Annotated in this window: 36 protein-coding genes; 2 read left to right on the top strand and 34 right to left on the bottom strand. The window is 42.1% G+C overall.

The features are described 5' to 3' along the window. Positions 1-106: 106 nt before the first annotated feature. Positions 107-1630: an alpha/beta hydrolase-fold protein gene (locus tag D1164_RS11280; RefSeq protein WP_119350083.1), complete on the top strand. Its 1524-nt coding sequence runs from the start codon at positions 107-109 to the stop codon at positions 1628-1630. Between the two features lie 68 nt (positions 1631-1698). On the opposite strand, the gene D1164_RS11275 is transcribed toward D1164_RS11280, so the two are convergent. The 33 genes from D1164_RS11275 to rpsL form a co-directional block, all read right to left on the bottom strand. Next, the gene (locus tag D1164_RS11275; RefSeq protein WP_119350082.1) at positions 1699-3906 is read right to left on the bottom strand and encodes a tetratricopeptide repeat protein; all 2208 of its coding nucleotides are present in this window, start codon (positions 3904-3906) and stop codon (positions 1699-1701) included. A gap of 154 nt (positions 3907-4060) precedes the next feature. Next, positions 4061-4717, bottom strand: coding sequence for a 50S ribosomal protein L17 (gene rplQ / locus D1164_RS24280; protein ID WP_119350081.1), 657 nt, complete (start codon positions 4715-4717; stop codon positions 4061-4063). 5 nt (positions 4718-4722) lie between these two features. Then, on the bottom strand, positions 4723-5715 hold the full coding sequence (locus D1164_RS11265; RefSeq protein WP_119350080.1) for a DNA-directed RNA polymerase subunit alpha: 993 nt from the start codon (positions 5713-5715) through the stop codon (positions 4723-4725). Between the two features lie 18 nt (positions 5716-5733). Then, positions 5734-6342, bottom strand: coding sequence for a 30S ribosomal protein S4 (gene rpsD / locus D1164_RS11260; RefSeq protein ID WP_119350079.1), 609 nt, complete (start codon positions 6340-6342; stop codon positions 5734-5736). An 18-nt stretch (positions 6343-6360) separates the two neighbouring features. Beyond that, on the bottom strand, positions 6361-6750 hold the full coding sequence (gene rpsK / locus D1164_RS11255; RefSeq protein ID WP_119350078.1) for a 30S ribosomal protein S11: 390 nt from the start codon (positions 6748-6750) through the stop codon (positions 6361-6363). Positions 6751-6762: 12 nt separating this feature from the next. After that, positions 6763-7140 (bottom strand): 30S ribosomal protein S13, encoded by a 378-nt coding sequence (gene rpsM, locus D1164_RS11250; protein ID WP_119350077.1) that lies wholly within the window; start codon positions 7138-7140, stop codon positions 6763-6765. A 27-nt stretch (positions 7141-7167) separates the two neighbouring features. Continuing rightward, a complete protein-coding gene (gene rpmJ, locus D1164_RS11245) occupies positions 7168-7284 on the bottom strand; it encodes a 50S ribosomal protein L36 (protein WP_072998287.1) in 117 nt (38 codons plus the stop codon). An 11-nt stretch (positions 7285-7295) separates the two neighbouring features. Next, positions 7296-7517 carry a translation initiation factor IF-1 gene (gene infA, locus D1164_RS11240; protein ID WP_053187509.1) on the bottom strand — a complete coding sequence of 74 codons (222 nt, stop codon included), beginning with the start codon at positions 7515-7517 and terminating at the stop codon, positions 7296-7298. Between the two features lie 155 nt (positions 7518-7672). Beyond that, positions 7673-9007 carry a preprotein translocase subunit SecY gene (secY, locus tag D1164_RS11235; RefSeq protein WP_119350076.1) on the bottom strand — a complete coding sequence of 445 codons (1335 nt, stop codon included), beginning with the start codon at positions 9005-9007 and terminating at the stop codon, positions 7673-7675. A gap of 6 nt (positions 9008-9013) precedes the next feature. Beyond that, the gene (rplO, locus tag D1164_RS11230; protein WP_119350075.1) at positions 9014-9460 is read right to left on the bottom strand and encodes a 50S ribosomal protein L15; all 447 of its coding nucleotides are present in this window, start codon (positions 9458-9460) and stop codon (positions 9014-9016) included. Positions 9461-9481: 21 nt separating this feature from the next. After that, positions 9482-9661, bottom strand: a complete 180-nt coding sequence (rpmD, locus tag D1164_RS11225) for a 50S ribosomal protein L30 (RefSeq protein ID WP_119350074.1) — start codon at positions 9659-9661, stop codon at positions 9482-9484. Positions 9662-9670: 9 nt separating this feature from the next. Further along, positions 9671-10186: a 30S ribosomal protein S5 gene (gene rpsE / locus D1164_RS11220; protein ID WP_119350073.1), complete on the bottom strand. Its 516-nt coding sequence runs from the start codon at positions 10184-10186 to the stop codon at positions 9671-9673. An 8-nt stretch (positions 10187-10194) separates the two neighbouring features. Then, positions 10195-10551 (bottom strand): 50S ribosomal protein L18, encoded by a 357-nt coding sequence (rplR, locus tag D1164_RS11215; RefSeq protein WP_119350072.1) that lies wholly within the window; start codon positions 10549-10551, stop codon positions 10195-10197. Positions 10552-10571: 20 nt separating this feature from the next. Continuing rightward, the gene (gene rplF / locus D1164_RS11210; protein ID WP_119350071.1) at positions 10572-11129 is read right to left on the bottom strand and encodes a 50S ribosomal protein L6; all 558 of its coding nucleotides are present in this window, start codon (positions 11127-11129) and stop codon (positions 10572-10574) included. A 15-nt stretch (positions 11130-11144) separates the two neighbouring features. After that, positions 11145-11552, bottom strand: a complete 408-nt coding sequence (gene rpsH, locus D1164_RS11205) for a 30S ribosomal protein S8 (protein WP_119350070.1) — start codon at positions 11550-11552, stop codon at positions 11145-11147. An 18-nt stretch (positions 11553-11570) separates the two neighbouring features. Further along, positions 11571-11840: a 30S ribosomal protein S14 gene (rpsN, locus tag D1164_RS11200; RefSeq protein ID WP_119350069.1), complete on the bottom strand. Its 270-nt coding sequence runs from the start codon at positions 11838-11840 to the stop codon at positions 11571-11573. A gap of 3 nt (positions 11841-11843) precedes the next feature. Then, positions 11844-12401, bottom strand: a complete 558-nt coding sequence (gene rplE / locus D1164_RS11195) for a 50S ribosomal protein L5 (RefSeq protein ID WP_119350068.1) — start codon at positions 12399-12401, stop codon at positions 11844-11846. Continuing rightward, on the bottom strand, positions 12401-12727 hold the full coding sequence (gene rplX, locus D1164_RS11190; RefSeq protein ID WP_119350067.1) for a 50S ribosomal protein L24: 327 nt from the start codon (positions 12725-12727) through the stop codon (positions 12401-12403). The genes rplE and rplX overlap by 1 nt, the downstream gene beginning before the upstream one ends. An 18-nt stretch (positions 12728-12745) precedes the next feature. Beyond that, complete coding sequence (rplN, locus tag D1164_RS11185) at positions 12746-13111, bottom strand: 50S ribosomal protein L14 (RefSeq protein ID WP_119350066.1); 366 nt, start codon at positions 13109-13111, stop codon at positions 12746-12748. A 2-nt stretch (positions 13112-13113) separates the two neighbouring features. Beyond that, positions 13114-13380 carry a 30S ribosomal protein S17 gene (gene rpsQ / locus D1164_RS11180; RefSeq protein WP_119350065.1) on the bottom strand — a complete coding sequence of 89 codons (267 nt, stop codon included), beginning with the start codon at positions 13378-13380 and terminating at the stop codon, positions 13114-13116. 7 nt (positions 13381-13387) lie between these two features. Beyond that, positions 13388-13591, bottom strand: a complete 204-nt coding sequence (gene rpmC / locus D1164_RS11175; protein ID WP_119350064.1) for a 50S ribosomal protein L29 — start codon at positions 13589-13591, stop codon at positions 13388-13390. A gap of 14 nt (positions 13592-13605) precedes the next feature. Continuing rightward, entirely contained in the window at positions 13606-14028 is a 423-nt protein-coding gene (rplP, locus tag D1164_RS11170) for a 50S ribosomal protein L16 (RefSeq protein ID WP_119350063.1), read from the bottom strand. A 28-nt stretch (positions 14029-14056) separates the two neighbouring features. Further along, the gene (rpsC, locus tag D1164_RS11165; RefSeq protein ID WP_119350062.1) at positions 14057-14770 is read right to left on the bottom strand and encodes a 30S ribosomal protein S3; all 714 of its coding nucleotides are present in this window, start codon (positions 14768-14770) and stop codon (positions 14057-14059) included. Between the two features lie 3 nt (positions 14771-14773). Then, a complete protein-coding gene (gene rplV, locus D1164_RS11160) occupies positions 14774-15196 on the bottom strand; it encodes a 50S ribosomal protein L22 (protein ID WP_119350061.1) in 423 nt (140 codons plus the stop codon). A 34-nt stretch (positions 15197-15230) separates the two neighbouring features. Continuing rightward, a complete protein-coding gene (gene rpsS, locus D1164_RS11155; protein ID WP_119350060.1) occupies positions 15231-15497 on the bottom strand; it encodes a 30S ribosomal protein S19 in 267 nt (88 codons plus the stop codon). 16 nt (positions 15498-15513) lie between these two features. Then, positions 15514-16338 carry a 50S ribosomal protein L2 gene (rplB, locus tag D1164_RS11150; protein WP_119350059.1) on the bottom strand — a complete coding sequence of 275 codons (825 nt, stop codon included), beginning with the start codon at positions 16336-16338 and terminating at the stop codon, positions 15514-15516. A gap of 8 nt (positions 16339-16346) precedes the next feature. Further along, positions 16347-16637 carry a 50S ribosomal protein L23 gene (rplW, locus tag D1164_RS11145; protein ID WP_119350058.1) on the bottom strand — a complete coding sequence of 97 codons (291 nt, stop codon included), beginning with the start codon at positions 16635-16637 and terminating at the stop codon, positions 16347-16349. Positions 16638-16649: 12 nt separating this feature from the next. Next, positions 16650-17279: a 50S ribosomal protein L4 gene (rplD, locus tag D1164_RS11140; RefSeq protein ID WP_119350057.1), complete on the bottom strand. Its 630-nt coding sequence runs from the start codon at positions 17277-17279 to the stop codon at positions 16650-16652. Next, positions 17270-17899 (bottom strand): 50S ribosomal protein L3, encoded by a 630-nt coding sequence (gene rplC / locus D1164_RS11135; RefSeq protein ID WP_119350056.1) that lies wholly within the window; start codon positions 17897-17899, stop codon positions 17270-17272. The genes rplD and rplC overlap by 10 nt, the downstream gene beginning before the upstream one ends. 20 nt (positions 17900-17919) lie before the next feature. After that, on the bottom strand, positions 17920-18225 hold the full coding sequence (rpsJ, locus tag D1164_RS11130; RefSeq protein ID WP_027472457.1) for a 30S ribosomal protein S10: 306 nt from the start codon (positions 18223-18225) through the stop codon (positions 17920-17922). A gap of 23 nt (positions 18226-18248) precedes the next feature. Then, complete coding sequence (fusA, locus tag D1164_RS11125) at positions 18249-20360, bottom strand: elongation factor G (RefSeq protein ID WP_119350055.1); 2112 nt, start codon at positions 20358-20360, stop codon at positions 18249-18251. Positions 20361-20417: 57 nt separating this feature from the next. Then, positions 20418-20894, bottom strand: a complete 477-nt coding sequence (rpsG, locus tag D1164_RS11120; RefSeq protein ID WP_119350054.1) for a 30S ribosomal protein S7 — start codon at positions 20892-20894, stop codon at positions 20418-20420. Between the two features lie 129 nt (positions 20895-21023). Then, positions 21024-21398 carry a 30S ribosomal protein S12 gene (rpsL, locus tag D1164_RS11115; RefSeq protein ID WP_119350053.1) on the bottom strand — a complete coding sequence of 125 codons (375 nt, stop codon included), beginning with the start codon at positions 21396-21398 and terminating at the stop codon, positions 21024-21026. 269 nt (positions 21399-21667) lie between these two features. Between rpsL and D1164_RS11110 the strand changes: the two genes are divergently transcribed. After that, positions 21668-24211, top strand: a complete 2544-nt coding sequence (locus D1164_RS11110) for an ATP-binding protein (protein WP_119350052.1) — start codon at positions 21668-21670, stop codon at positions 24209-24211. Here D1164_RS11110 and D1164_RS11105 read toward each other — a convergent pair. Next, complete coding sequence (locus tag D1164_RS11105; protein ID WP_206610986.1) at positions 24178-25551, bottom strand: sigma-54-dependent transcriptional regulator; 1374 nt, start codon at positions 25549-25551, stop codon at positions 24178-24180. The two genes, D1164_RS11110 and D1164_RS11105, sit on opposite strands and share 34 nt — an antisense overlap. Positions 25552-25725 lie beyond the last annotated feature (174 nt).

Raw genomic sequence — 25725 nt, 5'->3', positions numbered from 1 at the left:
TTTTTGAGGAAATTCAGTTTACTGTCAGGATTAACAGACTTTTCATACATTTGACAAAAGAAATGCAGATTATTATTACTTTTAAAATCTATCAGAAAAAGAAAATATGAAGAGACTGCTGTTTATTTTCCTCGCCATACTATCCGCCACTCTTTCCCTGGTTGGAGCTCAAACTCATTCACTTTCTGTAAAAACATGGATTTCGGAAGAAGTAAAAGAAGACTTTCATTCCACCGGGCGTATTTTTCTTTTTGTGAGCGAAAGTTCCATGGATCAACCCCGAAAAAATACCTGGCCCTCAAAAGGAAATAAAATTTTTGCGGCTACGATAAAAAAATGGGAGGCCGATAAAATTTTCACCTTCGATGCGTCGTCCGAACTCACAAAATCGGTAGAAGTTTCTCTCGGGCAGTTACCGGAAGGAAGATATACAGTACAGGTTTTATGGGATCAAAATCTACACGGAGCCGGCATCGACGATCCGGGAAATTTATACAGTGAGTCGGTACGGATAAATCTTTCTGAAAACTACCAGTTGGATCTTCCGCTGAAATTTAGGACTGAATCAGAAAAACTGGAAGAACATCCTCTTTTGCACGAAGTGGATTTTAAGAGCCGGGTGCTTTCCAAATGGTGGAAAAAAGAGGTGCGTATGAAAGCTGCTGTTTTACTCCCTTCCCGTTTTTTCGAAGAGCCGGACAGGAAATTTCCGGTACGGTACAATATTGCGGGTTACGGAGGACGCTATACCCGGGCCAATCAGTTTGTAAAGTGGGATAAAAACTTTATGGATTGGTGGGAATCAGATGACGCGCTTCAAATTATCAATGTTTTCCTGGATGGCAACGGGCCTTTTGGAGATTGTTACCAACTTGATTCAGACAACAGCGGTCCTTATGGAACAGCCCTGATTGAGGAACTGATTCCCTATATTGAGAACCGTTTCAGGGGAATGGGAACCCCGGAATCACGTTTTCTGGACGGCTGCAGCACCGGCGGATGGGTTTCACTGGCGCTGCAACTGTTTTATCCCGATTTTTTTGGAGGATGCTTTTCTTACAGTCCCGACCCGGTGGACTTTGAAAACTTTCAGTTGATAAATATTTACAACGATGAAAACGCCTATGTAAATGAATATGGTTACCTGCGTCCTATTGTCCGGAAGACGTCTGGAGAGCCAACTGTTTCACAAAAAGATTTTATCCATTTTGAAAATGTATTGGGATGGAACAATGCTTACAATACTTCAGGCGGACAATTCAGTGCATTTACAGCCCTGTTCAGTCCAAAAGGGAAAGGAGGTCTTCCCAAACCGTTGTTTCATCCACAAACCGGGGAAATAGACAACGAGGTAGCTGAACATTGGCGGAAATACGACTTGAAGCAATATGTAGAAAACAACTGGGAAACAATCGGCCCTAAAATTCAGGGTAAAATCTGGATATGGATGGGCGACATGGATAACTTTTACCTGAACCCCGCCTTGCGTGCATTTGATGAAATGTTGCAAAAAATGAAAAATCCGGAATCGGATGTCACCATTATTTTTGAACCAATGCAAGGGCATTGCAATGGCTACAACGAAAGAACTGTGTTAAGCCAGATAAAGGAAAAAACACAAAAAAAGTAGTTGTTCTTTTTACTTGTCCAAATACATTTTCACAATTATTACTGGCTTATTTTATCCGATCCCTCAAATTACTCCTCCAAAAAATACCTCAACTGGTCAAGCATAATCGGAACATCATCTTTATCTACTCCCTGGTCAAGAAGATGAAATAAATCTTCTTCAAAAACTTCCAAAAATTCCGTTTCGGAAAACCCGTCTTTTGAAATAGATTTTTGGTAATAATCAAGCGCTTCTTTCCGGCTGCCAAGGCTCCATTGTACGTGCCCCATATTCATAAAGTCGTGTTTGTTGGGTGCATCCCCAACCAACTTCAGGAAATATTTTTCAGCCTGCTCTTTTTTACCCGTTAAAAAGGAACACCACGCAATGGGGCGCCACACCTTTTTATTTCCGGGAGCCAGGTATTCCACTTTGAAATAACATTTAAGTGCTTCGTCAAACTCATCCAGCTCCAGAAAGCAATGTCCGATATTGAGCAGGTTATTGAGGCTCTCAGGATCCATTTTTTCGGCAGCCTGGTAATATTCCAGTGCTTTGGCCGGCTGCTTCAGGTTTCGGTAGCACAAGGCTATTTTTTTGAGATTCCAAATCTTATTAATATCGTACAAATCAGCCTTTAGATAGCCCTCCAATGCTTTTTCAAAGTCGCCTGTTTTTTGATAACAAAAAGCGGTTTTTTGGTATAGTTCGCCGGTTTTCTTTTGTTCCAGAAGATGTTCAAAAATCTCGGATGCTTCCTGGAAGTGATTTTTGGCAAAATAGTATTCGGCTATATTTTTCAAAACCTTCGGATCTTCTTTCAGTATGTCACCCAAAGCAATTTTATTATAAAAATCAAACCGCCAGTTAAAAATATCCTCGAAATCCCCCCTTCGCGGAAACAGTTTATAAAAGCGGTACAGATCCTGAATGTACTGATTGGAAATAAATTCTGCCATGCGTCCCGGCTGCGTCAGCTCTTCGTCATGCTCCAGTTCCTTCAACTGATCCATTTCAGCTTTAATACCCTGTGTCATAAACTCGCGGTTCTCATTGGGCAGACTTTGAATGCTGAAACAGAAAGAATATTTATCGGAATTACATAGAATTGGAGCCCGGCGAATAGCTTCCATCAGTTGAATGTTTATTTCATCGGTTACATCCAATGCACTGGAAATTTCAGGGTTTTCAGGAAAAAACGGCATAAACCAATTCCCCATTTCAGCATAAAACGGAAACGATTTCAGCATGGCAAAAGATCCCATAAATACATCGGCACCTTCCATTTGCAGTTCCGAAAATTCTTCCATCTTATCCATTAACTCCGGAGAATCTTTAAAAATCTCTTCCCAATCCGGGTTTCGATCTTCGGAAAGACCTTCTTCCATCAAACTGTCAAGGTTAATTTTATCTTTTAAATTCGGGCTTATCTTTATCATTTCCGGAAGAATTTCATCCCGAATCCGCTGTTGCAATTTTTCTGTCTCCTTGCTACGAATGAATTGTACGATAATCCGTTCGAGATTGCGTTTGAATTCCGGATTTTCATTCAATATTTTCAATCTGCCTGTAACCGCAGGATAAAAAGGCATACGCTCATCATATTTATAAAAATTGATGAGTAGTCCGACCAATGCACGCTGGCCTGTTTCAGCCTCTTCCAAATCGTATGCATCGAACAGCAGGGTAAACTTTTTTTTGTCGAAGAATCGTTGAAGACTAAGGGTTAAGGCAGTAACCATAAATGACTTGTAGGCAACAAGCACTACCGGACTCATTAAAAAGGTGCGCAATGCCTCTTCCTCCTCTGATGTCAATTTGTCGCGAAACCATACGTGATAAAATAACCTGCGTACTTTTTGCTGATGATTTTGGGCTGCCTCCAGAGAAGCTACTTCATCCGACGGCGCCTCATCCAGCATGTAAAAGTTTTCGAGTTCGGCCAGATAATTCGAAAAATCAGGGATAAAAGTATCTTTAAAAATCCGCTTTTTTTCATACTCTACCGAAGGAGAAAACCTCATACGCAACGCTTCGTTTACGAGGTCGGTCAGCTCAAAAACCGAAACAATCAATTTTCGGTAAACCTTTTGCCGTTCAGGATCCTGGATACCCTCAACCGTATATTTTAGCATAAAGTGGTAGGTTTCTTCCAGGTTATGATACTCATCGTTGTAAACACCAAGGCCGTTTTCAGAAATGAGTTTTCCAAGCAGGTCAAATGCCGGTTTTAGCCTCCGCGCTGCAAGGTTATTACAAATTTCCGCATATCTGTTTTTAATTTCTTGTTCTGTCATAATTTTCCTTCCTATTCAAAATTAGGTAAAATATGTATGCATCAAAAAACAAACCAACGAAAATATAATGCGGAAATGGCAGTATAAAAAAATACAGGCACAAAAAAAACCGGTCGTTACCGATCGGTTTTTTTTTGAAATATCGAATAAATTCCTATTCTTCTTTCTTTTTGTCTTCTTCAGAAGCCTCATCAGCTGGTTTCTCTTCGGCCTCAGCTTCAGCAGACGCTTCCGATTTTACTTCGGCTTCTGCCTTTTCTTCGGTTTCTTCTACCGGCTGAACATCCTCTACTGCTTTTACTTCTTCCGCTTCTGCAGTAGCTGATTCTTTTTCAGCAACTGGTTTTGCCTGCTTTGCAGCTTCAGCAGCAGGTGCCTCCTCTTTTTTACCACCCCGACGTGAACGACGACGTTTTGGCTTAGCAGCTTCTTCAGTTGAAGTCAGCATAGCTTCATTGTAATCCACCAATTCAATAATGCACATTTCGGCATTATCTCCCAGGCGGTTACCGGTACGCAAAATACGGGTGTACCCTCCGGGACGGTCTGCCACTTTCACAGCCACATCACGGAATAGTTCCGAAACAGCATTTTTATTCTGAAGATGGCTGAAAACAACCCTGCGCGAATGCGTAGTATCGTCTTTAGCTTTGGTAATTAACGGTTCCACATAAGTACGCAACGCCTTCGCCTTAGCCAAAGTAGTGCTAATGCGTTTGCTCTCAATAAGCGAGCTGGCCATATTAGCCAGCATAGCTTTACGATGCGAACTGGTCCGTCCTAAATGATTGAATTTCTTATTGTGTCTCATTGCCTTTACTCCTTGTCCAGTTTATACTTACTAATGTCCATTCCAAAGCTCAACCCCATGTTATCGAGAAGATCATCCAGTTCTGTGAGCGATTTTTTACCAAAATTCCTGAACTTCAGCAAATCGTTCCGGTTGTATGTTACCAAATCGCCCAGTGAATCCACATCGGCTGCCTTGAGACAGTTCAGCGCCCTTACCGAAAGGTCGAGATCGACCAGTTTGGTTTTGAGTAGCTGACGCATGTGCAACACTTCTTCGTCGAATTCTTCATTTGCAAACTTTTCATCCGAATCAATGGTAATTTTCTCATCGGAGAACAACATCAAATGATAAATAAGGATTTTGGCAGCTTCTTTCAAAGCGTCTTTCGGAAGAATGGAGCCATCGGTAGTAATTTCCAGAACCAATTTTTCGTAGTCGGTTTTTTGTTCCACCCTGAAGTTCTCAACCCCATATTTCACCTTTTTAATAGGGGTATAGATTGAATCGATAGGAATTAACCCAAATTCGGTTTCAACAGGCTTGTTTTCCACAGCAGGAACATAGCCACGTCCTTTTCCGATGGTGAGTTCCATTTGAAGCTTTACATCGGGTTCCATACGGCAAACAACAAGGTCTGGATTCAGAACCCTGAAACCGGTCATAAACTTGTTGATGTCGCCGGCGGTAAATTCTTCCTGTCCCGAAATGGTTACCGTCACCTTTTCACTTTCGAAATCTTCCACCTCGTTTTTAAACCGAACCTGCTTAAGATTAAGGATAATGTCTGTTACATCTTCAATAACTCCTTTAATCGTAGAAAATTCATGTTCGACTCCTTCTATTTTCACAGTGGAGATCGCATATCCCTCGAGCGATGATAACAGGATACGACGCAAGGCATTACCAATTGTAATACCGTAACCAGGTTCCAACGGACGAAACTCGAATTTACCGAATTTGTCATCGGACTCTATCATTATCACCTTGTCGGGCTTTTGGAATGCTAATATTGCCATAATAACCTTAAGTAAAATTTATTTTGAATACAACTCTACGATAAGTTGTTCTTTGATGTTTTCAGGTATTTCTTCACGCTCGGGAATGTTCAGGAACTTTCCGGCCATTTGGTCCTGGTCCCATTCCAGCCACTCATAGCGAGTACTCCGGCGTGAATGTAATGAGTCGGTAATTTCTTCCATAGCTTTTGATTTTTCCCTGACACCAACGATGTCTCCGGGTTTAACCAAAAATGAAGGAATGTTTACTACCTTTCCGTTTACAACAATGTGTTTGTGCGAAACAAACTGACGGGCAGCATCCCTTGTTTTGGCAATTCCCAGACGATAAACTACATTGTCGAGCCTCGACTCGAGTAACTGAAGCAGAATTTCGCCGGTAATACCAGGTGCTGAATTCGCTTTTTCAAACAGCTTTCTGAATTGTCTTTCCAGAACGCCATAAGTATATTTAGCCTTTTGCTTTTCTTTAAGCTGAAGCCCGTATTCTGAAACTTTTCTCCTTCGGGCTGACATCCCGTGCATTCCCGGAGGATAATTTTTATGTTCAAAAACTTTATCGGGGCCGAAAATAGGTTCACCGAATTTACGGGCAATTTTAGATTTTGGTCCTCTGTATCTCGCCATTACCTTTTCGTTTTAAAATTAAACACGTCGTCTTTTAGGTGGCCTGCAACCATTGTGTGGCAATGGGGTCACGTCAACAATTTCAGTTACCTGAAGCCCCACAGTGGCAAGCGACCTGATAGCCGATTCACGACCATTACCCGGCCCTTTTACAAACACTTTCACTTTCCTTAATCCAAGGTCATACGCAGTTTTGGCACACTCTTCTGAAGCTACCTGAGCTGCATAAGGTGTGTTCTTTTTGGAACCACGGAAACCTTTTTTCCCAGCCGAAGACCATGAAATGACTTCGCCGTTCATGTTGGTCAGCGTAATAATAATGTTATTGAAAGACGAGTGCACGTGAGCCATACCATTGGCTTCCACCACCACCACTCTCTTTTTACTTGATCCTGTCTTTTTTGCCATAACTCAAATACCTTATTTAGTGGCCATTTTTTTGTTCGCAACAGTCTTACGCTTTCCTTTGCGGGTGCGGGCATTATTCTTGGTACTTTGCCCTCTTACCGGCAAACCAATACGGTGGCGTATGCCACGGTAACAACCAATATCCATAAGCCTCTTAATGTTCATCTGCACTTCCGACCGAAGTTCACCTTCCACTTTAAACTGGTCATTGATTACTTTCCGGATAGCACCAAACTGATCATCTGTCCAGTCTTGCACTTTGATTTCCGGATCAACTTCGGCTTCTTTAAGGATGGTATTTGCCCTGCTGCGGCCAATGCCGTAAATATAGGTGAGGGCAATCTCACCTCTTTTATTATTAGGAATATCAACACCTACAATACGTGCCATATAAAATTAATTTTTCACAAATTCAAATTAACCCTGACGTTGTTTAAACTTCGGGTTCTTTTTATTAATCACATACAAGCGCCCTTTCCGGCGAACGATTTTACATTCTGCACTGCGCTTTTTTACTGAAACTCGCGTTTTCATTTTTTTGTTCTTTAGTTTTTGTACCGAAACGTAATCCTGCCTTTGGTTAAATCATAAGGAGACATTTCTACTTTTACTTTATCTCCCGGCAAAATTTTAATGTAGTGCATTCGCATTTTCCCGGAAATATGAGCCGTAATAACGTGACCGTTTTCCAGTTCAACACGAAACATTGCATTCGACAATGCTTCTATAATTGTTCCGTCTTGTTCAATCGAAGGCTGTTTTGCCATAAAAAATTAACCTCTTTAAAAATTTTATCCTCTTTTATTGTTGTAAAATTCTGTTGTACTTCTTATTAAATTAAAATTGCAAAGATAACAGAAGCTTTTCACATTACATAATTACAACTTCATCTCCTAAAAAAGAAGAACAACAACAGTTTACGTTAAATTCCTCCACCGGCACGGCCCTTAATACGGCCCGATTTAGTCAGACCATCATAATGGCGCATCAACAGGTGGCTTTCAATCTGTTGCAGCGTATCGAGTACAACCCCGACAAGGATAAGCAATGAGGTTCCACCGTAAAAATAGGCGAACGACTGATTGATACCCATAAGCATGGCAAATGCCGGCAGAATAGTAATAATTCCCAGGAAAATTGAACCGGGAAGTGTTATCCGCGACATAATTGTATCAAGAAATTCAACAGTCTTTTTCCCGGGTTTTACTCCGGGTATAAAACCACCGTTCTTCTTCATATCTTCTGCCATTTGTGTAGGATTGACGGTAATAGCCGTATAAAAATAAGTAAAGGCTACTACCAACGTGAACTGCACAAAATTATACCAAAAACCAGTGATGTTAGATAAAGCAGCCGCAACACCACTAAGGTTTTCAGAGTTTGCAACGCCAACAATGGTAATAGGAACCATCATAATTGCCTGGGCAAAAATAATGGGCATTACACCCGCTGCGTTCACTTTTAGTGGAATGTACTGCCGTACACCACCATATTGCTTGTTACCCACAATTCGTTTGGCATATTGCACCGGGATCCTGCGGGTTCCCTGAACCAACATGATAGATGCCATAAACACCAGAAAGAGAATAACAAACTCCACTAGAAACATTACAAGTCCTCCGCCCTGTTGGTTAATCCGGGAGGCAAACTCCTGGACAACCGACTGAGGTAACCGTGCTATAATACCAATCATGATGATGAGCGATATACCGTTACCGATTCCTTTATCGGTAATGCGCTCGCCCAACCACATCACAAACATTGACCCAGCCGTTAAAATGATGACCGACGACACGGTAAACATGGCGCCTTTCAATGCAAAAGCCGACTCAGGCAATTGGTAAAGCAGGTTTTGTAAATATGCCGGCGATTGGAAAACCAGAATAATTACGGTCAGATAACGCGTAATCTGGTTGATTTTCCTTCTTCCCGACTCTCCCTCTTTCTGCAACCTCTGGAAATAGGGCACTGCAATACCAAGCAACTGGATTACAATGGAGGCGGAAATGTACGGCATAATTCCTAAAGCGAAGATAGAAGCCTGAGAGAATGCTCCCCCTGAAAACATGTCGATAAGCCCAAGCAGCCCGTCTGAAGTTTGATTCTTCAGGTTTTCCAACTGAGCAGGATCCACACCCGGGAGAGAAACAAACGATCCTAACCTGTATATTAATATAAAAAACAGGGTAGTACCGATTCGTAACCTCAAATCCTCAATCTTGTAAATATTCTTTAGGGTTTCTATAAATCGTTTCATTATAGTTTAAAGTATTTCAGTTGTTCCTTCCAGTTTTTCGATAGCTTCTTTGGCGCTTTTAGAAAAGGCATGTGCCTTTACATCCAGCTTTTTGTCTAATGACCCACCGCCAAGGATTTTAATCTTATCGTTTTTCGATGCAATCCCGGCGCCAACCAAGGCAGCTATATCAATAGAAGTAAGGTTCTTTTTTTCAGCAAGTTGTTGTAATACATCGAGGTTGATTGCTTTGTATTCAACCCGGTTAAAATTTTTAAAACCCGATTTTGGTACTACCCTTTGCAATGGCATCTGTCCACCCTCGAAACCAACTTTTTTGGAATATCCTGATCTCGATTTCTGACCCTTATGCCCACGTGTGGATGTACCGCCGTGACCTGAGCCTTGTCCTCGTCCGATACGCTTCCTGTTCTTGGTAGAGCCCGATGCAGGTTTTAATTGACTTAAATCCATAATTTCTTCTTTGAAATATTGTTATACTTCTTCAACACTAACTAAATGTCCCACTTTTTGGGCCATACCCATAACTTGTGGGGTGGCTTCATGCTCAACAGTCTGGTTTAGCTTACGTAAACCCAGGGCTTCCAGCGTTGCCTTCTGCCTTTTGGTTGAACCGATGCTACTTTTTACCTGTGTAATTTTTATCTTAGCCATAACTCCGAGTTATCCTTTAAAAACTTTTTCTAATGAAACACCTCTCTGTTCGGCTACTGCACGTGCGTCCCTCAGTTCAAGGAGGGCTTCCATAGTTGCTTTCACCAGGTTATGCGGGTTGGAAGAGCCTTTAGACTTAGCTAAAATATCATGAATTCCAACACTTTCGAGCACAGCGCGCATAGCTCCCCCTGCTTTAACTCCGGTACCGGATGATGCAGGTTTGAGCAATACATGTGCGCCACCATACCTGGCAGCCTGCTCATGTGGAATGGTTCCGTGAATAACCGGAATCTTCACTAAATTCTTCTTAGCTGCCTCAACGCCTTTCGCAATAGCCGTGGTAACTTCACTGGCTTTCCCAAGCCCCCAGCCAACTATACCATCTTCGTTTCCAACAACCACAATAGCTGAGAAACTAAAAGTACGTCCACCTTTTGTTACTTTGGTAACGCGGTTAATGGCTACCAACCTGTCTTTTAAATCGAGGTCGCTAGTTTTAACTTTTTTACTTAATGTCGCCATAATCTTATCTAGAATTTAAGGCCGCCTTCACGGGCCGCATCAGCTAATTGTTTAACTCTCCCATGGTATAAATAACCATTTCTGTCGAATACAACATTTTCAATGCCGGCAGCAAGCGCTTTCTGGGCAACGAGTTTTCCAACCAAAGCTGCTTTTTCCTTTTTGTTACCACCCTGCTCTGTCACCTCTTTTTCAGAAGAAGAAGCTGCTACGAGTGTGGTTGCATTGTCGTCGTCAATTAATTGAGCATATATTTGCTTATTGCTTCGGAATACGCTCAAACGCGGACGTTCGGCTGTACCGGTTACAATTTTACGTACCCGGTGCTTTATCCTATTTCGCCTTTCTAATTTTGTTAATGCCATAATACCTGATTTTTCAAAAATTATTTAGCAGCGGCTTTACCGGCTTTACGCCTAAGCACCTCGCCCACAAACTTAATACCCTTGCCTTTATATGGCTCAGGTTTACGAAATGATCTGATTTTTGCAGCTACCTGTCCGATCAACTGTTTGTCTGAACATTTCAGTGTGATTATAGGATTGCTGCGTTTGTCTGATACTGCTTCAACCTTCACCTCAGTTGGAAGTTGCAGGTAAGTATGGTGCGAATATCCCAGAACCAGGTCGAGGACATTATTAGGCAACAGTTCGGCCCGGTAACCAACACCAACAAGTTCCAACTTAATTTCGAACCCTTTCGACACACCTTCCACCATATTGTTTACCAATGAGCGTGAAAGACCATGCAACGATTTCAGTCGTTTTGTTTCAGCCGGCCGATTAAAGATGATCTGCGTTTCTTTTACTTCAACCTCAATTTCAGGTGTTATCTGTTGTTTTAACTCACCAAGCGGGCCTTTAACGGAAACTAAATTGCTTTCGCTAATAGCAACCTCGACGCCTGATGGTATTTCAATGGGTAATCTACCTATTCTTGACATGACCTGTTTCTTTTTTTAATAGACGTAACATAAAACTTCTCCACCAACATTCTGCTCACGGGCTTCCTTGTCGGTAATCACTCCTTTCGAGGTAGAAATAATAGCAATTCCCAAACCATTGAGTACGCGCGGTATACTTTCTCCGTTACAATACTGACGTAACCCTGGTTTACTGATTCTTTTTAAACCTTTAATGGCAGATACTTTTGTTTCGGGATGGTATTTCAATGCAATTTTTATATTGCCCTGAAAATCTGAATCGTCTTCAAACTTATAATTCAAAATGTACCCTTTATCCATCAGGATTTTGGTCATTTCTTTTTTAATGTTTGAAGCTGGGATATCGACCACCCGGTGTTTAGCAAGGATCGCATTCCGCACCCTTGTCAGATAATCTGCTATTGGATCTGATACTTTACTCATTATTCAAGTCTTTAACAATTACCAACTAGCCTTTTTAACTCCTGGGATAAGACCGTTTGAAGCCATCTCGCGGAAATTAATCCTGCTGATTCCAAACTGGCGCATATAACCTTTTGGCCTTCCGGTAAGTTTGCAACGATTGTGCATACGTACCCTGGAAGAATTTTTCGGCAATTTTTGCAAACCTTCCCAGTCTCCTTCGGCTTTCAGCCTGGCCCTTTTCTCAGCATATTTTTCAACCAGTTTCGCCCTTTTTATTTCCCGGGCTTTCATTGATTCTTTGGCCATAGCTTAATTCTTTTTTACGTTTTTAAATGGTAAACCTAAATGTTTCAGCAGGGCAAAACCTTCTTCGTCCGTTTCTGCCGAAGTAACAAAGGTAATATTCATTCCATTGATTTTGCTAACTTTATCAAGCACAATCTCGGGGAACACTATCTGCTCGGGAACACCCAACGTGTAATTACCGCGTCCATCCATTTTGCTTTCGATTCCGCGAAAGTCGCGGATACGTGGCAATGCTGCCGCAATAAGACGATCTAGGAATTCATACATTTTCTCCCGACGCAGGGTAACGCGCACCCCAATCGGCATTTTCCTTCTCAGTTTGAAATTGGAAATGTCCTTTTTGGAAACGGTTTGAACAGCTTTTTGTCCGGCAATCATTGTCATTTCCTGTGTGGCTACTTCAATGATTTTTTTATCGGCAATAGCTGCTCCCACTCCCTGGTTGAGCACAATTTTTTCCAATTTCGGAACCTGCATCACGGAAGAATAGTTAAACTCCTTTTTCAAAGTAGGTACAACTTCTTCCTGATATTTCTTTTTAAGAGTCGGTACGTAAGCCATTACTTAATCTCCTCCCCTGATTTTTTGGAATAACGAATTAATTTACCTTTACTATCATCCAACCTGCGGCCGATACGGGTACGTTCACCTGTTTTAGGATCGACCAGCATCAGGTTCGAGATATGGATGGGCGCTTCCTGTTCAACAATACCTCCCTGCGGGTTTTTCGCATTGGGTTTTGTATGTTTTTTGATCAGGTTCACACCTTCCACAATTGCCCTGTCAGTTTTTCTGATTACCTCCAGTACACGGCCCTTCTGGCCCCTGTAGTTACCGGTAATCACGATTACTGTGTCACCTTTTTTTATGTGTAACTTTTTCTGCATTTTCGAGCTTTTTTCAATTTACAGTACTTCTGGTGCAAGGGAAATAATCTTCATGTTCTTATCCCTCAGTTCGCGAGCCACAGGGCCAAAAATACGTGTTCCACGCATTTCACCAAGGTTATTGAGCAATACTACGGCATTGTCGTCGAACCGGATATAGGAACCATCGGCACGACGCACTTCTTTACGTGTACGCACAACAATAGCTTTGGAAACAATCCCTTTTTTGACATCGCTGCCCGGTATGGCACTTTTAACCGATACCACTACCGTATCACCCAGGGAGGCATAACGCTTGCGCGTACCTCCAAGTACACGGATACACAACACTTCTTTGGCCCCGCTGTTGTCGGCAACCGAACATCTTGTTTCTTGTTGTATCATGATTACTTCGCTCTTTCAGTTATTTCAACTAATCTCCAACATTTGTTTTTGCTCAGCGGGCGGGTTTCCATAATCCTTACCACATCGCCAATGTTGCAGTCATTTTTCTCGTCGTGGACATAGAATTTTGTTGTTTTGTTCACAAACTTACCATAAATGGGATGCTTTACTTTACGTTTGGCAGCTACCACAATGGTTTTGTTCATTTTATTGCTTACAACAACCCCGACGCGCTCTTTCCTGAGATTTCTTACTTTATTTTCTTCCATCGTTGAATTAATTCTGATTATCACTTAATTCTCTTTGACGAAGAACCGTTTTTAGCCGTGCAACATTCCTCTTGGCATCCTTAATTTTCAAGGGATTATCCAACGGAGATACTGCATGGTTTAAACGGAGGCGAATTAAATTATCCATTTCCACCTGTATTTTCTCGACGATTTCTTTGGTCGTCAATTCTCTAATTTCAGACGTTTTCATATTTATTCACCTTTTTATTCTTCCACAAAATCACGCCTTATCACAAACTTTGTAGTAACCGGTAATTTCTGGGCTGCAAGGCGTAATGCCTCCTTAGCCAGTTTAAATGGCACGCCGTCGGCTTCAATAATAATCCGCCCTGGCGTTACCGGTGCAACAAATGCTTCCGGAGCCCCTTTACCTTTACCCATCCTTACTTCGGCGGGTTTTTTGGTAATGGGTTTATCGGGGAAAATTCGTATCCAAATTTGACCTTGTCGTTGCATATGGCGCGTAACTGCAACCCTTGCCGCCTCAATCTGGCGTCCGGTGATCCACGCTTCCTCCAACGATTTTATTCCAAATGAGCCGAAAGCGAGTTGGTTCCCACGTTGAGAATTACCTTTCATCCGGCCTTTTTGTACTCTTCTAAACTTTACTTTTTTTGGCTGTAACATCCTTTATAACATTCTGAGTGTTAAACCACTATTTTCTTCTTCTTCCACGGTTACCGCCACCTACACCTTTCCCTCCACGGGCCTGTTTTTGGCCCACGTTGGGTGAGAGGTCACGGTTTCCATAAATCATCCCTTTACAAATCCAGACCTTAACACCTACCAGTCCGGTCTTGGTCAACGCTTCTGCCAAGGCATAGTCGATATCGGCTCTCAGGGTATGTAACGGAGTACGACCGTCTTTGTACATTTCTGAACGAGCCATCTCGGCGCCATTCAGCCTTCCTGATACCAATACTTTAATCCCTTCGGCTCCCATTCTCATAGTGGAAGCGATGGCCATTTTCACTGCCCTGCGGTAAGCAACCTTACCCTCGATTTGCCGCGCAATATTGGTAGCAACAATCTTGGCATCGAGTTCCGGGCGTTTAATCTCAAAAATGTTGATCTGAACTTCTTTGCTGGTAATTTTTTTCAGCTCTTCCTTCAACTTGTCAACTTCCTGTCCGCCTTTACCAATAATAATACCTGGGCGAGAAGTATGCACGGTAATGGTGATAAGCTTCAAGGTACGTTCAATCACGATCCTTGATATGCTAGCTTTGGCCAAACGGGCATTCAAATATTCCCGTATTTTGTTGTCTTCGGCCAGCTTGTCGCCGTAATCATCACCACCGAACCAATTCGAGTCCCATCCTTTAATGAACCCCAAACGATTTGAAATTGGATTTACTTTCTGTCCCATGTACTACTGATTAAGATTTTCTTCAACAACACTTTCTTTTCGGTCAACATAAATAGTAACATGGTTCGAACGTTTTCTGATACGGTGAGCACGACCCTGGGGAGCCGGACGTAACCTTTTCAAAATACGACCTGAATCAACCATGATTCTCTTTACGTACAAATCACTTTCCTCTAAACGAACTCCTTCGTTTTTGGCCTGCCAGTTGGCAATGGCCGATAAAAGGAGTTTTTCTACCCTGCGTGAAGCCTCTTTTGAGGAAAACTTGAGGACATCCAACGCTCTATTCACCTCCATGCCGCGGATAGAATCAGCTACAAGCCTCATCTTTCTTGGTGATGTAGGGCAGTTATTTAAAACAGCAAAATATTGTTGTTTTTTCTCTTTTTTTCGTCTTTCTGCTGCTAGTCTTTTTCTGGCACCCATTCTTTTCTCTTTTTAATTTTTACTGACATTATGCCTATTTCCTGTTACCAGCATGCCCCCTGAAGGTACGTGTAGGTGCAAATTCACCCAAACGGTGACCTACCATATTCTCGGTAATATATACCGGGATAAATTTATTACCGTTGTGAACGGCGATGGTATGACCTACAAAGTCAGGAGAAATTACTGAAGCCCTGGCCCATGTTTTCAATACCGATTTTTTTCCACTATCATTCATGGCCAGAATTTTTCTTTCCAGCTTATAATCGATAAAAGGCCCTTTCTTTAACGAACGACTCATACTTCTTTCTCTTTAACTATTTTTTCCTACGTTCTATAATATATTTGCTGGAAGCTTTCTTTTTGGAACGGGTTTTATACCCTTTCGCAAGTAAGCCTTTACGCGAGCGCGGATGTCCGCCAGATGAGCGGCCTTCTCCACCACCCATTGGGTGATCCACCGGGTTCATTGCAACACCACGTACCCGTGGTCTTCTTCCCAACCACCTTGAACGGCCGGCTTTTCCCGAGCGTTCGAGGTTGTGCTCTGTGTTTCCAACTGTTCCGACAGTAGCCCTGCAGGATGTAAGTATCATACGAGATTCGCCTGAAGGTAATTTCAAGACTGCATATTTACCTTCACGAGAGGTCAATTGCGCATAAGCGCCTGCACTACGTGCCATCACACCACCCTGTCCAGGATGGAGTTCAATGTTGTGAACCAATGTTCCAAGAGGAATATCGGATAGGGGAAGCGTATTTCCAATTTCAGGTTCGACCCCGCCACCGCTTTTTACAGTTTGCCCAACTTGCAAACCGTTTGGAGCTACGATATACCTTTTTTCGCCGTCTTCATATTTCAAAAGGGCGATACGGGCAGATCGGTTCGGATCGTACTGAATGGAATCGACAATAGCAACAACACCGTCTTTATCGCGTTTAAAATCGATAATACGGTATTTGCGCTTGTGTCCCCCACCTCTATACCTCATTGTCATGCGGCCCTGGTTGTTTCTTCCTCCAGTTTTCCGCAGGGGTTCCAACAATGATTTTTCAGGTGTAGATGCAGTAATGGTATCAAAGGCTCCAATAATCTTATGCCTTTGACCCGGAGTTACTGGTTTCAATTTTCTTACTGCCATTTCTATGATTAAATATTACTGTAAAAATCTATGCTATCTCCTTCGGCCAATGTAACAATGGCCTTTTTATAAGCAGCTGTTCTCCCGGTTATAACGCCTGATTTAGTATACCGGGATTTTACTTTTCCTCCATACACGATGGTATTTACAGAATCGACCGTAACGTTATAAAGCCCTTCCACCGCTTTTTTTATCTGAGGTTTGGTAGCTTTTTTATCCACGATAAACCCATAACGATTGAACCGCTCAGCCTGCTCATTCATTTTTTCGGTAACCAATGGTTTTACTAAAATATCCATTTTTAAATCGCCTTAAAGTTTAAATGCTTCTTCTATTTTCTTCACAGAACCTTCGAGAAGAACAATAGTTTTTGCGTTCAGAATCTGATAAGTATTTAACTCAGAAGCAATTACAACCGAAACATCCTGTAAATTTCTGGACGACAAATATATATTATTATTTTCGGCTGGTAAAACGAAAAGTGACTTTTTATCAGCAATTTGCAAATTACTTTTAATGTTCACCATTTCTTTTGTTTTCGGAGCTTCCAGGTTAAAATCTTCTAAAACGAAAATATTGTTTTCCCGGGCTTTGTATGTCAGCGCCGATTTCCTTGCCAACTGTTTCACTTTTTTGTTCAGTTTGAAATCGTAGCTTTTGGGACGTGGTCCAAAAATAGTACCACCACCGCGGAATACAGGCGATTTTATGCTGCCGGCACGTGCTGTACCGGTTCCTTTTTGCCTCTTAATTTTACGGGTACTTCCGGCAACTTCGCTGCGCTCTTTCGATTTATGAGTTCCCTGACGCTTGTTTGCCATGTATTGTTTTACATCAAGATAAATGGCATGGTCGTTGGGTTCTACTCCAAAAATCAGGTCGTTTAAAGTTACTTTTCTCCCCGTTTCTTTTCCTTCTCTATTCAGTACACTTAGTTCCATTGTTTCCTAATAATTAAATATGAACCTTTGGCGCCAGGCACTGAACCTTTCACCACTAACAAATTCTTTTCAGGAACCACTTTCATCACCATCAGGTTTTCGATGGTAATGGTTTCATTACCGGTTCTTCCGGCCATGCGCATTCCTTTAAAAACGCGGCTTGGCCAAGAGGATGCACCAATAGAACCTGGTGCTCTTAACCTGTTGTGCTGTCCATGGGTTTGGTCATTTACCCCCCGAAAATTATGACGCTTTACTACGCCCTGAAAGCCTTTCCCTTTTGAAACACCCACTACATCAACGTAGTCCAGCTCATGAAAAATATCAACTGTAACTTCGTCTCCCAGTTTATAATCTTCCTGGTAGGTGCTTTTAAATTCAACTACTTCGCGTTTTGGCGTTGTTCCGGCTTTTTTAAAGTGACCAAATTCAGCTTTGGTCGATCTTTTTTCTTTTTTGTCACCGAAAGCAAGTTGCAACGCATCGTAGCCTTCCTTCTCTTTGGTCTTCACCTGTGTAACCACACAGGGACCGGCTTCAATCACAGTGCATGGGATATTTTTCCCCTCAACACTGAATACGGATGTCATTCCGATTTTTTTTCCAATAATACCAGCCATTTCGACTACTTTTTAATTTATCAAACTTTAATTTCTACTTCAACGCCACTGGGCAATTCCAGCTTCATCAGGGCGTCAATTGTTTTTGCCGTTGAGCTGTAAATGTCGATCAAACGTTTGTAAGATGACAACTGAAACTGTTCCCTTGATTTTTTATTTACAAAGGTAGAACGCAAAACGGTAAACACCCTTTTATGAGTGGGCAGCGGAATAGGACCGCTTACCACTGCACCTGTGGTTTTCACCGTTTTAACGATCTTCTCAGCCGACTTGTCAACCAGGTTGTGATCGTACGATTTCAGCTTAATTCTGATCTTTTGGCTCATTTTGAGAACTCTGTTAAAAATATTTATAATAAATCAACTTTTCCCTGTACACTTTCCAGCACTTTTTCAGCCAGACTACGCGGCACTTCCTGGTAGTGGCTAAACTCCATTGAGGAGGTTGCCCTTCCGGAAGATAAAGTACGTAACACTGTAACATAACCAAATTGTTCCGAAAGCGGAACTTTTGCATGAATCACCCGGGCATTCCCTTTTGACATCATGCCGGAAACATCGCCACGACGACGGTTAAGGTCACCAATAATATCTCCCATATATTCTTCCGGAGTAACAATCTCCAGTTTCATAATGGGTTCGAGCAATTTGGGACCAGCTTTAGAAGCTGCATGCCTGAATGCCTGCCGGGCGCAAATTTCAAACGACAACTGATCGGAATCCACTGCGTGGTATGAACCATCGAGCAAGGTAACTTTTAAACTGTCAACCGGGAATCCGGCAAGCGGACCGTTTGACATAGCTTCATTAAAACCTTTCTGAACAGAAGGAATGTATTCTCGCGGAATGTTTCCTCCTTTTACCTGATCAATAAATTCCAATCCAACTTTTCCTTCTTCTGCCGGTTCAATTTTAACGACAATATCGGCAAATTTACCACGGCCCCCGGTTTGTTTCTTGAATACTTCACGCAAATCAACCGGCTTACTGATAGCCTCTTTGTAGGCCACCTGCGGGGCACCCTGGTTACATTCTACCTTAAATTCTCTTCTCAGGCGATCAACAATAATTTCGAGGTGCAATTCCCCCATTCCCCGTATAACAGTCTGGCCCGAATCATGATCAGTCTGAACCTTAAATGTCGGGTCTTCTTCTGCGAGTTTCGACAATCCGTTAGATAACCGGTCAAGGTCTTTCTGTGATTTTGGTTCAACAGCAATTCCAATAACAGGTTCCGGAAAATCCATACTTTCCAGTTCAATAGGATGCTTTACATCGCAAAGAGTGTCTCCGGTACGGATATCTTTAAATCCTACAGCAGCACAAATGTCTCCGGCTTCAATTACCTCTTTCGGGTTTTGTTTGTTGGAGTGCATCTGATACAGCCGGGAGATACGTTCTTTCTTTCCAGTTCGGCTATTGAGTACCTGCGAACCGGCTTCAATCTTACCGGAATAAACACGCATATAAGCCAATCGGCCAACAAACGGGTCGGTAGCAATTTTAAACGCCAGGGCTGCAAGCGGTTCTTCCACATCAGCGGTACGTTTAACTTCTTTATTAATAACAGGATTCACACCTGTAACATCTCCATTATCAAGCGGGCTCGGCAGAAAAGAACAAACCGCATCGAGCAAACGCTGAACTCCTTTATTTTTGAAGGCCGAACCACACATCAGAGGAATAATAATCCCTTCTATTGTAGCCCTTCTGATTACTTTCAGCATTTCCTCTGTGGTAATCGATTCCGGGTCTTCAAAATAGCGTTCGAGCAATTCATCATCTACTTCGGCAACAGATTCCACCAGTTTTCCACGCCATTCTTCAGCCTGTTCCAACATATCAGCAGGAATCTCTTCGAGACTGTAGTTTGTGCCCATGGTTTCATCTTCGAACCAGCGAATTGCCTTCATCTCAATGAGGTCAATCACACCTTCGAATTTTTCCTCTGCACCGATTGGAATTTGTATCGGAACCGGATTGGCTCCTAGCTTTTCCTTAATTTCATTATAAACATTATAGAAATCAGCCCCCTGACGATCCATTTTATTAATGAACGCTATTCGGGGAACGCCATACTTTTCAGCCTGACGCCAAACTGTTTCCGACTGTGCTTCAACACCTCCCACAGCACAAAATAGTGCAACTGTTCCGTCCAGAATCCGCAGCGAGCGTTCTACTTCTACGGTAAAATCGACGTGTCCGGGAGTATCGATTATATTGATTTTATGTTCCTGATCGTTGTATTTCCAGAAGGTAGTAGTAGCAGCCGAGGTAATCGTAATTCCCCTTTCCTGCTCCTGCTCCATCCAGTCCATTGTAGCAGAGCCATCATGTGTTTCACCCAGCCGATGCGTTAACCCGGTATAGAATAAAATCCGTTCCGTGGTAGTTGTTTTACCCGCATCGATGTGCGCCATGATGCCTATATTTCTTGTATATTTCAGATCTTGTTTAGCCATAACCTTTTTTAAACCATTTTTCTAATCCGTACCATTAAACCATTTTCTACGACTAGACTAAAATCTGAAATGCGCGAATGCACGGTTTGCTTCCGCCATACGATGGGTATCCTCTTTACGCTTGTAAGCGCCTCCTTCATTGTTGAAGGCAGCAACAATTTCAGCAGACAGTTTATCTGCCATGGATTTTCCGGAACGTTTACGGGCAAACAAAATCAGGTTTTTAATACTGATTGAAACTTTCCTGGCTTCCCTGATTTCCATTGGTACCTGAAAAGTAGCACCCCCTACACGGCGACTTTTTACTTCCACAGCCGGGGTTACATTTTCAAGTGCTTTTTTCCAAACTTCAAGCGGAGAAAGCTCCGTTTCCTTCACACGTTTCTCTACGAGTTCCAGTGTATCGTAGAAAATGGAATAAGCCACAGACTTTTTCCCATCTTTCATTAAATCATTGACAAACCGGGTTACCAAAGTATCATTGAACTTAGGGTCCGGCAGAAGAATTCGCTTCTTTGGTTTTGTCTTTCTCATTTCTAAATTTTTAGTGTTATTTAAATCGGTTGCCCTAAGGCGGCCTTCAGTTTATCTCCGGAAGACTTGAGAGATTCGCTTACTCAACCAAACCACTGTAAATAACGAATTTACAATTAATTTTATCTATTATTTCTTCGGTTTCTTTGCACCGTATTTCGAACGTCTTTGCAAACGTCCTTCCACGCCGGCAGTATCAAGGGCACCACGTACCAGGTGATAACGTACACCGGGAAGGTCTTTTACCCTGCCTCCACGCACTAAAACGATGGAGTGTTCCTGTAGGTTGTGTCCTTCACCCGGAATATATGCATTCACTTCTTTCCCGTTGGTAAGCCTTACCCTGGCTACTTTACGCATAGCTGAATTCGGCTTCTTCGGAGTAGTAGTGTAAACACGCACACACACACCGCGACGCTGCGGACACGAGTCAAGAGCCGGAGATTTACTTTTCTCCACCTTGTTTTGTCTTCCTTTTCTAACTAACTGTTGAATCGTTGGCATAAATACCTGTTTTTTTATTTGTTAATATCAATCCAAAAAATGGACTGCAAAAGTATGTTAAATTTCAATAAAAACCATGATTTCCAGAAGTAAAATACAGTTTCCCCCTGAAAAACGGCACGCAAAAGTACTAATTTTGAGCAAAGAACAAACCATTTCAAGCTTTTTTTTCAAAAAATTAAAATTGAGATTGCGTAATTTTATTTCCTTTACACAACTTCACTTATTTCCTATCGTTTTATGATGATAAAACACATAATGCTTATTTTATGGCCAAACGCTTGAAATCGGTTAAAATCAACATCTTTTTGGGATATATAACTCTTGTAATCATTGCATCGGCTACGGTATGGCTGATTTACAATGAAACGCTGGAGCTGTATAAAAACCAGGTGGACATCAGCCCGGTAAATGATAAGATACTTATTACCAATTCAATATTAACCAATTTATATGAAGCGGAAGGGCTGGAAAGGAGTTATTTACAAACCGGAAAAAGGGGTCACCACAAAGCATATAATGTGTTAATGGATTCAATCTCCGTCCAAATCGACTCGCTTGGAAAAATTGCCGGGAGTCCGCTGCAGCAAATGCACGCCGACAGTATTGGAAAATTGCTGGCAAAAAAAAGGCAAAACCTGAAAGAACTGGTTGCCATAAAAAATGCCGGCTCGTCTGAAAAAATGTATGAAAAAGCCATGCTGCGCTTAACCAGTAACGAAGATTCCATAAACCAACTTCTAAGTATTTATAAAACAGTATCTACCCGAAAAGACAGCGTTATTATAAAACAAAAAAAGAAAAAGTTTTTTGAGCGGCTTGTTCATGTATTTTCACCCCATGAAAAACCCGACACAACACTCAAAGTAGTAGTGAATCAATCGATGAAGGTCGATAGTATTTTAAACGCATTCAACCCGGCAGATTCTGTCCGGCAATTTTTATCTTCTGTCATTGAAGACATCAGGGAAGAAAGTGTGGCTTATGAAAAAAAGCTGGTAAAAAAAGAGCAGGATATTGCAGATAACGACAAAACCATTACGCTCCAAATCAGGCAGATGCTCTCGAAGTTCGAAAATGAAGAACTTATTAGTTCAATAAGAAAAGTTGAAATACAACAAGAGCGGATTGCAGACATGACCAACATTATCATTTTGCTCGGCATTATTGCTTTGCTTGTGATTACAGGATTTCTTATACTCATTTTACAGGATATTTCCCGAAGCCAGCACTACCGTCAAAATCTCGAAAAAGAGAAAGCCTACTCGGAAATGCTCCTGAAAAGCAAAGAACAGTTTATGCTAAGCATTACCCACGATCTCAAATCCCCGTTAAGTTCAATCATTGGCTACGCGCAACTCACGGAGAGGGAAAATGCAACAACACAACAGAAAAGCTACCTCGAAAATATCCAACAGTCGGCAGAATATATTCTCAGGCTGATTAACGACCTGATGGATTTTGCCCGGCTTCAGACAGGAAAATTTAAATTTGAAAACATACGATTTAACCTGAACGATCTTACAGATGAGGTCATTTCCGGTTTTTACCCTCTCGCAGCAGAAAAAAAACTCGAACTGGAATGGCAAAATCAACTGCGGCCCGATACTGTTTACACTTCCGATCCCATAAGGATAAAACAGATTTTGGGAAACTTGATTTCCAATGCTATTAAATTTACCGATAGCGGAAAAGTTACCGTGAAAGGAATTGTACAAAAAACAGAAGACCAGACAGATTGGATACAGTTTGATGTGATTGACACCGGAATCGGTATCGTTGCAGAGAATGCCCCGCTTATTTTTGAAGAATTCTCGCAGGTTTCTTCGGAAGAAGGGCGCCAATATGAAGGGACAGGGCTGGGGCTTACCATCACAAAACGCCTTGTTGAATTGATGAACGGATCGATTACCTTCAAAAGTCAACACAGAAAGGGCAGTCATTTTACAGTAATGTTTCCTTTGCAGCCTCTGCCTGCTTATACATCCGGAAAACAACGAATGGCAACAATGCCCCCCATTCCCGATATCAATCAATTTTCGTTTAACGGAGAAAAGGTTTTGCTGGTAGATGACGATTCTGTTTTACTTGACATGACAGCTACCGTACTCCGGGCTGCCCGGCTCCGTGTAAATGCCTTTTCAGAACCACGGGAAGCGCTGAAGGCCATACGAAAAGAATCATTCGATCTGCTCATTACAGACATCAGGATGCCCCGCATGAGCGGATTTGAATTGTTGTACTTTTTCAGAAAAAATTCCAGCGGAAAGGCACGAGCCATTGCTGTATCAGGAGAATTGCCGAGAAAACAGGTATATGAGAATGCAGGATTTTCCACCTTTCTTCAAAAACCCTTTCGTCCCGAAGAACTTTTAAAACAGGTTGCCCTTGTTATGAACAGGGAAAAGGCCGGCCTTCGCCAGATACCAAACAATCATACCAAAACAAACAGTGATTACAACATTGATGCAATAAAAGCTTTTGCTTCTGACGATCCGGAAACTACCCGTGACATTCTCGCTTCCTTTATTGAATCAACTGCTCAAAACATCCAGCTATTCAGGCAACATCTTCACAACAGCGATTTTGAGTCGCTTACCGAACTGGCCCATAAAATGCTTCCAATGTTCAGGCAGCTGGAAGCCAAAAAAGTGATAAGGCCACTGGAAAAACTGGAACGGAATGATTACGGAAAAGAAAGGAAAGAGGAATGGCTCGCAACAGGCGAATTAGCCCTTTCCATGGTTGAAACCATTATGAAAAAAATTGGAAAAGATCATCACATATCTTTACCGGGAACGTTTATATTGTAAAGTTTTAGTTTATTATACAGGGTTTTCCGGTCAATTTTAAGCAGGCGTGCGGCTTCACTTTTATTATAATCAGCTGCCTCCAGGGCCTTCTGAATGGCTTGGGTTTCATCTTCTTTGTTAAACAGGGCAAATTCACCATCAATCGATTTACGCGTATATAATTCTTCAGGAATTTCCTTCCATGTAATCATTTCCCCCCGTGCCAGTAAAGTAGCCCGCTTAACCATGTTTTTCATTTCGCGCAAATTCCCGGGCCAGGGATAATCCAGAAAAACCTGCTCCACATCTTTTTCAAAACCGGCAACCGACTTATCGAGGTACTCATTTGCCTGTTCCAGAAAGAAATTTGCAAATACCATAATGTCAGACTTCCTTTCCCGCAGAGGAGGCACGTTTATCTGAAATTCGTTTAGCCGGTGATATAAATCATTTCTAAAATCCCCTTTATCCTGAGCCTCCTGAAGGTTTTCGTTGGTAGCTGCAATTATCCGTACATCCACCGGCACCTCACGGTTACTTCCTACCGGTTTCACTGACTTCTCCTGCAAAACCCGCAGCAACTGTATTTGGGTATTATAAGATAAGTTCCCCACTTCGTCTAAAAACAGAGTTCCCCCGCTGGCTGCTTCAAAGTAGCCTGTTTTATCGGATATGGCGCCGGTAAACGATCCTTTTACATGACCAAAAAATTCGCTGGCAACCAGTTCCGAAGGAATGGCTCCGCAATCGACTGCCACAAAAGGACGCCGGGCCCGTTTACTTTTTTCATGAATAAACCGCGCTGCATATTCTTTCCCGGTACCACTCTCCCCCACCAGCAAAACCGACATAGGCGTTGGGGCCACCAGTTCAATATACTCTTTCAGCCGCTGCGATGGCCGGCCAATTCCCTCAAGATATGCTGAGGCATTCCAATGCGTTGTCCCTTTTTCCAAAGGTTCGTCATTGACTTGCTCTAGGGCTTCCTGAACAATATTCAAAACCTCATCGCGGTTAAGCGGTTTGGGGATATAATTAAAAGCACCCTTTTTTATTGATTCGATGGCTGTCGAGATATCAGCATATCCCGTCATCATAATAATCTGGGTTTTTGGCTCTTTATTTTTAATAAGCCGGATTAATTCCATCCCGCTGATGTCGGGCATCCGAAGGTCGGTAAAAACGATGTCGAACCTGCGGGATTCAATGATCCGTTTCGCTTCTACAGGCGAAAAGACGCTTGTAACCTGGTAGCCGCTTTTTTCAAGCAGCGTTTTCAGCATCATACAAAATGTAACATCGTCATCTATAATCAGAATACTTGCCATAGAATGAGATTCGCGCCCGTTCAATTTATTCATACCAATAAAAACGACCTTCTGTATTAATTATTGTAACTTTTTAACAGCGACAAACACACGAAAGAACCCCTGCCAAAAAGATATTTCTTGATGACAGAGGTTTCAGGCACTTAAATCTCATTCTTGCAGCAAAGAAGTAATACTAAATGATCAGCTTCTTTTTTGAGAAATGAA

This window comes from Mariniphaga sediminis (genome assembly GCF_003573545.1).
Lineage (GTDB): Bacteria > Bacteroidota > Bacteroidia > Bacteroidales > Prolixibacteraceae > Mariniphaga > Mariniphaga sediminis.
This window is presented reverse-complemented; position numbering and strand designations above follow the sequence as displayed.